Annotated in this window: 7 protein-coding genes and 1 rRNA gene; 2 read left to right on the top strand and 6 right to left on the bottom strand. The window is 37.0% G+C overall.

Annotated features, from left to right (window positions below):
- From F927_RS13890 to F927_RS13870, 5 genes are all read right to left on the bottom strand, one after another.
- Nucleotides 1-185: ribosomal RNA gene (locus F927_RS13890) — 16S ribosomal RNA — on the bottom strand; the annotation flags it as partial.
- A 422-nt stretch (nt 186-607) separates the two neighbouring features.
- Nucleotides 608-1,162, bottom strand: coding sequence for a peptidylprolyl isomerase (locus F927_RS13885; protein ID WP_004637358.1), 555 nt, complete (start codon nt 1,160-1,162; stop codon nt 608-610).
- A gap of 130 nt (nt 1,163-1,292) precedes the next feature.
- Nucleotides 1,293-2,363 carry an alpha/beta hydrolase gene (locus F927_RS13880; RefSeq protein WP_174703631.1) on the bottom strand — a complete coding sequence of 357 codons (1,071 nt, stop codon included), beginning with the start codon at nt 2,361-2,363 and terminating at the stop codon, nt 1,293-1,295.
- 236 nt (nt 2,364-2,599) lie between these two features.
- A complete protein-coding gene (locus F927_RS13875; protein WP_005086118.1) occupies nt 2,600-2,800 on the bottom strand; it encodes a hypothetical protein in 201 nt (66 codons plus the stop codon).
- 286 nt (nt 2,801-3,086) lie between these two features.
- Nucleotides 3,087-3,317: a hypothetical protein gene (locus tag F927_RS13870; RefSeq protein ID WP_005086115.1), complete on the bottom strand. Its 231-nt coding sequence runs from the start codon at nt 3,315-3,317 to the stop codon at nt 3,087-3,089.
- Between the two features lie 325 nt (nt 3,318-3,642).
- Between F927_RS13870 and F927_RS17120 the strand changes: the two genes are divergently transcribed.
- Nucleotides 3,643-4,733 (top strand): IS4-like element ISAba33 family transposase gene (locus F927_RS17120; RefSeq protein WP_107010211.1). Its coding sequence is split into 2 segments (ribosomal slippage): nt 3,643-4,183 and nt 4,183-4,733, totalling 1,092 coding nucleotides; the frame shifts between segments, so codons are not numbered across the junction.
- Nucleotides 4,734-4,895: 162 nt separating this feature from the next.
- On the opposite strand, the gene F927_RS13855 is transcribed toward F927_RS17120, so the two are convergent.
- Entirely contained in the window at nt 4,896-5,750 is an 855-nt protein-coding gene (locus F927_RS13855) for an MBL fold metallo-hydrolase (protein WP_004637354.1), read from the bottom strand.
- Nucleotides 5,751-5,857: 107 nt separating this feature from the next.
- Here F927_RS13855 and F927_RS13850 point away from each other — a divergent pair, with 107 nt between their 5' ends.
- Complete coding sequence (locus F927_RS13850) at nt 5,858-6,751, top strand: LysR family transcriptional regulator (protein WP_017394688.1); 894 nt, start codon at nt 5,858-5,860, stop codon at nt 6,749-6,751.
- The last annotated feature ends 76 nt before the right edge of the window (nt 6,752-6,827 follow it).

Below are 6,827 nucleotides of genomic sequence, written 5' to 3'. Positions count from 1 at the left end.
CCGTAGGACGTATGCGGTATTAGCATTCCTTTCGGAATGTTGTCCCCCACTAATAGGCAGATTCCTAAGCATTACTCACCCGTCCGCCGCTAGGTTAGGTAGCAAGCTACCCTTCCCCGCTCGACTTGCATGTGTTAAGCCTGCCGCCAGCGTTCAATCTGAGCCATGATCAAACTCTTCAGTTTAAAATCATTAGTAGCTTATGGCTACAAATCTTGGCTCATCAATTTTCTGACATTAATTTCTCAAATAAACTTCGAGTAATTTCTACCATTCAATCAATGAAATATTTTCGATCGATTAACCAGTAAAAATCCACACAAGTTGTTCTTCTATTCTCTTAATGATTAATTTCTTACTTCGTCAGCAAGAAATTAACGCAAAACACTACCTACCACCTTAACCCTGTAAGCTAAGATATTTTCGTGTATCGCGTCGGGATGAGGTGCATTATAGGAGTTTTTTAAAGGCATGCAAGCTTTTTTAAACCCTTGTTTTATTGAGTGTTCTTTTTTTGTGCACAAAATCAATTCAAACTATTTAAAAACGATAGCAAGTACATGAAATAAAAGCAGAAATACTTTATTTATATTTCTGCTTCACTTTTCTATTTTTTGCTCTTTATTTGAACGCTAATGATTTTAACAGGTTGTTTAGGTACATTTTGATGCAATCCCTGATTACCCGTAGGCACACTCACGATTTTATCAACGACCTCCATACCTTTGGTCACTTTACCGAAAACAGCATAACCTGCATCCATTGCAGATCGGTTTAGAAAACTATTATCTACAACATTAATGAAAAATTGGCTTGTAGCAGAGTTTGGATCTCGCGTACGCGCCATTGCTAAAGTACCACGTGTATTTTTCAAACCATTGCTTGCTTCGTTTACGATTGGTGCTTTGGTTGTCTTTTCTACCATATTGGCATCTAAGCCACCGCCCTGAACCATAAAACCAGGAATCACACGATGGAAAATCGTCCCTGCGTAAAAATTGCTTTTTACATAACTTTCAAAGTTTTTTGCCGAAACTGGTGCTTTATCATCAAAAAGCTCAATTTCGATATTCCCCATACTCGTTTTCATTTCAACCATGGTATTTGCAAATAAATGGCTGCTTGCGAGTAATAAACTAGCCGTAATAAATAACTTTTTCATCTTTATATTCTCAGTCTAAGAATAGAATTAACCGTGAAGCCTAATTTTAGTTTTACATATCGGTCTTTACTATTTTTATTTGTTAAGTGCCATGTTCCACGTGAAACATAGCACTACAGTACGTGGCGGCTTAACTGTGTTTGTCCCAGAACTTTCTAAAGTTCCGTGCAATTTCGACGGTATTGCGTCTTGCTTTGGTTGAAATAGGCGTTAAGTTGATAAAGCCATGTGTTTGGTCTGGATAATCAATATATTTCACTTTAACGCCATTTTGTCTAAGTTTATGACTATAAATTTCACCTTCATCATGAAGTAAATCATGCCCTGCTGTGATCACATAAGCAGGTGCAAGTTTTCTTAAACCACCATAGGTTGGAGAAATTAATGGGTTATCCAAAGCAACATTATGTTGGGTGGCATAATACGCTGTCACATAATCCACATCTTTACTGGTCAAGACTAAACCTTCACCATAAGCATAAAATGATGGGTGTCTACTTTTAAAATCAACCACAGGATAGATTAGTAACTGTGCTTGAGGCGCATAGGCCTTACCCACTGAATGCTGTGCAACAACTGTACTAATATTTCCGCCAGCACTATCCCCCGCGACCGCAATACGATTTTTATAGATCTTTAACTGACGGCGATTTTGATATACCCATGCTAAAGCATCTTCACATGATTGAATAAGCAGTTTAGGTGAAACTTCTGGAGCAAGCGGATAATCAATACTCATGACCTGAACTTTCGCATATTTGGCAATGAGGCGACATGCTTCATCATGCGTATCCAAACCACCGACAACAAAACCACCACCATGATAGAACACGATCATCGGTAGTTTCTTATTGGGTGCTGGATGATAATGTCTTGCGAAAACTGTACCGCTTTGTAAAGGTAAACGAATATCTTCAACAGATTCAATAAATGTCGATTTATTAAGTATCGCGAGCATCTGCGCATCAAATTGGCGTCGAGATTCAATCGGATCATCACCAATAAAACCAATGCGCCCTTGTTTAATTTGAACAGCCATCAAACATTTGGTAAATGCATCCAAATCAGGATATTGGTGTGGGTAACCTAAAATTTTAGCTAAAGACTCTTGTACAAATGTAGGTAACTTATCGAGTGCTCGTGCAGCAGGACCTTGTCCATGATCTAAAATGGTTTGTATTTTTTGAGGTAATGCCGTCACTTTTTGTCCCCTTCTTACGCTATCCATCGTTCTTTTCCTCTCGACTATATGCTTATCCAAAGCGATAGATCAAGAATTTAAAAATATTTTGTACGCTATATTGTTGGTTTTCAAAAGTCATTAACCATTATGCTTATCCATGATCATTATTTAGGCCAATTGATTAATCTATGACATATTTGAAACAAAACTCAAAAGTGAATATTCAATACTTTTGAGTTTTTATAAACACAATTTTATTTTCGACCTGCTGCAGCTGAACCTGAAATATTAACACCAACTTGTCCAGGTTGAACCTGCGCTTTGACGCCCCCTCCTGTTTGAACACCATGAGAACCAACTCCAACATTGGTTGAACCTGTTGCTTCAACAGAAACACAGCCAATCATGCTGATGACCATTAGACTTAACACAGAGACTAGAGCAAATTGCTTCATATTTTTTCCTTTACTATTTTCTATGTGCACTTTTGTTGCACATCCTCATCATTACGATTTTAAGTATGAGTGTATAGACCGGATTGGATTTATTTATTGTCAGTTTGGCAAATTTCGCAGTTTGATAAAACGCTAAATCACCACAACAAAAAACTAGAATCAAGCCAATGATTCTAGTTTTTTCAATTTACTCAGCACCTCTAACACAGCATATATAGCAGTATATGATTCGATCGATCTATTGGCATCAATGTGATGATCTATTGTGTTTAAAGGTCATGATAAATTACTGCGCTGAAGCCTCAGCATCTACTGCACCAGATACATCCGCCGATGCACCGCTATGATCAACGCCCATAGATGTATCCGCTTGAATACCAACGCCACCTTGAACACCCGTTGGACTTGCACTTGTTTGCGCTGAACCTGATGCTTCTAGACCACCTTGAGTTGAGCAACCTACTGCCGTTAATGCAACACCAGATACCACCATAGAAATCAATGCTAACTTTTTCATTACGTATTTCCTTTCATTATGACAAAAAGCAAAGTTGTCTTTGCGTTGCCTATGATTCACAATTTTTTTCTCGAACGTGATGAGGATTAGTTGCAGTTTGTTATTTATGCAGGATGTTTTTGCAATTTTTATTAAATCAGTTCACTTTATTATTCACGCTCTAATACTTTTAAATGTTCACCACAAATCACCAATAATTTAATTACTTAATCAATTTGGGTGCATTTTGAATAACCCAATAATATGATCAGCTTCTTTGTACACGACAAAAAAAGATAACTCATTGAAATAATGGCATAATACTTGTTTTCTGACGACGAATATGATGACACATTTCAATGAGTTACATCTCATCTTAAACAAATATCTAAAGTGGAACAAGTCACATGCAAAATGTTTTACACTGATTATGCTTGCATTAATTGTAAAACAGACATGTAATCTTTCTTCTGCATCTAAAGCCTTACCCATCAAGTGCTTACCACAATCATTTTATCGACGTATACAACGCTTCTTTGCAGATCAGTATTTCGATTATCGTCAAATTTCTCAGTTAATTTTCAATATATTTTCATTCGATAAAGTCCAATTAACTTTGGATAGAACTAATTGGAAATGGGGAAAACGAGATATTAATATCTTGATGTTAGCCATCGTCTATCGTGGAATAGCGATACCTATTGTTTGGACATTGCTCAATAAACGTGGAAATTCAGATACAAAAGAGCGTATTGCTTTGATTCAACGCTTTATCTCCATTTTTGGTAAAGATCGTATTGTGAATGTGTTTGCAGACAGAGAATTTATCGGTGAGAAATGGTTTACATGGTTAATTGAAAATGACATTAACTTCTGTATACGTGTTAAAAAAACTTTATTGTGACCAATCACTTAGCCAAGAATCATAAAATTAGTGATTTATTTCGTCATCTTCAAGTTGGTCAAACTGAATGTCGTAAACGACGTATTTGGGTTGGTCGAGTGAAACTGTATATTAGTGCGCTACGATTAGAAGATGGAGAGCTTTTACTTGTTGTTTCTCCTATGTTTAATGCTTCTGCTATTCGTGATTATGCATTACGCTGGGAAATCGAAACGTTATTTAGTTGTCTCAAAGGACGTGGATTCAATCTTGAAAATACTCGTTTAACAGACCCTAGACGAGTCAAGAAATTGATAGCAGTGCTAGCTATCGGTTTCTGTTGGTGCTATTTAACAGGTGAATGGCAACATGATCGGAAAAAAGCGATAAAAATAAAGAAGCATGGACGACTTTCAGTAAGTTTATTTCGCTACGGTTTGGACTATGTTCAAATGGCTATTCTACGTTTGATTGGTTTTGGAAAAAAAGAAGAATTTAAGAAAGTGCTAGCAATTTTAAGAAAGAAAAAGCCTGATAGGACAAGGATCCTATGAAATTTGTCGTGTACAGAGGATCAGCTTATGTTTTTATAATTCATAGAAACACCGCACAATCCTCTCATAAGCTTACAATTGCGTAATTCTGATTAAAAATAAATGTAGCGCAAATAAAAAAAGCCGTGGAAAACCACGACTTTTTTGATCTTGAGCACTAGATTAAGGCCACTGCATTTCACCTTTAACTACTTTAGCTCCTAACTCAAGGCTACTTGACTCACCTAAAGCTGGATATTGTTTTTGCATCATTTGAATTAACTCAGCCGAATTTTTGCTGGCTTTCACTGCTTTTTCATATTGCTTTAGATAATCGATTGAAAAATTAACTGCGTCTAAACCTTCAGCAGCACCCGCTTTCATATGTGCAGGCACAACCACTTGAGGATTTAATGCCTTAATATTTTCTAAAGTTTGTACGACTTCATTACGATCTTTCGTATTGGGTGTATCCGCCATCCATAAATGAATACCTGACGAGACAGGAATCCCACCAACAACAGCTTTAGCACTTGGAATCCACAAATAAGTCAGTTCTTTTTTACCCTTAATTTCGATATTTTCATTTTCGAATTTTAAAGTTTTAGCCGTATAAGGCTGCGGAACAATAATTTTGCTCGGCGCATTGGCTCCCATCTTTGGTCCCCAATACGCTACTTTTAGTGCTTGTGTATCTTGAATATGCTTTACCGTTTCTGGTGTCGCAACAATCTGAACATTTGGAAAATATTGCTTAAAGACATCTAAACCAAAGTAAAAATCTGGATCACCATAACTCACGAAAATCGTTTTTAAGGTTTTACCGCTATCCAGAATGTCTGCAGCAATTCGTAAAGCTTCTGATTTAGAAAATTGCGCATTGACCAATAACACTTCTTTATCACCTTCGATCAAGGTTGAAGTCACGCCAAAGTGTTCAGGTTTTGCTAAGAAATTTTGGATTTTTAAGTCTTGCGCAAAGCTTGTTGAAGTTACAGCAAATGCTGTCAATGCCAATGCATAAGGTTTAAGGTTCATTTATATGTCTCCTATCTGATAAGACACACTTTACGTTGCAATTATTGCCAAATAAACACCCTAAATTAAGATAAAATGTTGCATATCTTGCAACAATGATCATTAATATGGATACATTAAAAGCCATCCAAGTGTTTGTCTGTATTGCTCATCAAGGTAATCTCAGCAAAGCGGCGCAACATTTAAATTATTCTAAAGCCATGGTGTCTCGCTATTTAGAGCATCTTGAAGCCACATTTTCAACGCGACTATTTCAACGCAATACGCGTAAAGTTTCACTGACCCCTGCGGGCGAAAAAGCGCTGCTTTATTGTGAAAATATCCTACAGCAACAACAGTTACTTGAAGGTTTGGCTGCACCCGAACAGCATAGTGGCACGATTCGTTTTACTTGTGGTCTATTTCTATTTCAGCTCGGTGTGAATGAATGCATTAAACAGTTTAAAAAACGCTACCCCCATATTCATTTTGATGTATATCTTACTGAAAATACAATTGATCTGATGGATGCTCAAGTTGACCTTGCTTTGCGAATTACCCAAAAAGTGGCAGAGGGTTTAATTGCTCGTCCCGTCTGTCAAATTGAGTCTATCTTTTGTGCGCACCCGCATTATTTACAAGATCACACTCCCCTGTCACACCCAAGCCAATTGATTCAACATGACTGTATTGCTCATCATACTCATAATCAATACTGGACTCTGTTTGATACAGATCAGCAACCGCAGAACTATCCTTTAAATGTTACGTTTAAAAGCAATGATGTGATTGCACTCTATCAAATGTGTCTCAAAGCAGAAGGAATTGCCATGCTTCCGACCTTGCTTGTACGCCAAGATATTGCTCAACAACGCTTGCAACAGGTATTTACAGATTTTTCTGCACCCGATCTCACCTTGTCGTTAGTCTATGCATCAAGACAACATTTGCCCAAAATCACCCAAGAATTTATTGCATTTGTGATCGAAAACTTAAATTTTTACTTAAATCAGCAAAATTAAAAGATTTAAATTCACCTGAACGCTTGAATTTTGTCGCCTTGCCCATACCTCATCCGTATCAATGAATGACCAAGAT

This window comes from Acinetobacter haemolyticus CIP 64.3 = MTCC 9819, assembly GCF_000369065.1.
Lineage (GTDB): Bacteria > Pseudomonadota > Gammaproteobacteria > Pseudomonadales > Moraxellaceae > Acinetobacter > Acinetobacter haemolyticus.
This window is presented reverse-complemented; position numbering and strand designations above follow the sequence as displayed.